The following is a 231-nucleotide window of genomic DNA, read 5'->3' as shown; positions in this document are numbered from 1 at the left end:
ATTAACACTAACGGTAATGTTGCGGAAACAGACTTAATAATTTCTGAAAATGGTGGCAAGTCAACAGCAGCTATTACTTATGGCGTGAACGCTTCAAGCGCGACTGTAGCTACCGCAATTAATTCAGCTACATCAGCGGCAGGTGTAGCAGTTAAAGCATCAGTTGAAAATGATATTTCAATTGACTTTACAGCCTTAACTACAGGGAATGATCTTCAGTTAGTAGTTAAT

The 231-nt window shown here is 39.0% G+C and carries 1 protein-coding gene; it reads left to right on the top strand.

Annotated features, from left to right (window positions below):
• On the top strand, window positions 1–231 hold a 231-nt coding region (locus tag AAEZ18_RS19790; RefSeq protein WP_352256163.1), incomplete at both ends, for a hypothetical protein.

This window comes from Pseudoalteromonas sp. 19-MNA-CIBAN-0066, assembly GCF_040308705.1.
Taxonomy (GTDB): domain Bacteria; phylum Pseudomonadota; class Gammaproteobacteria; order Enterobacterales; family Alteromonadaceae; genus Pseudoalteromonas; species Pseudoalteromonas nigrifaciens.
The sequence above is the reverse complement of the archived record's forward strand: the minus strand, read 5'-3'. Positions and strand labels throughout refer to the sequence as shown.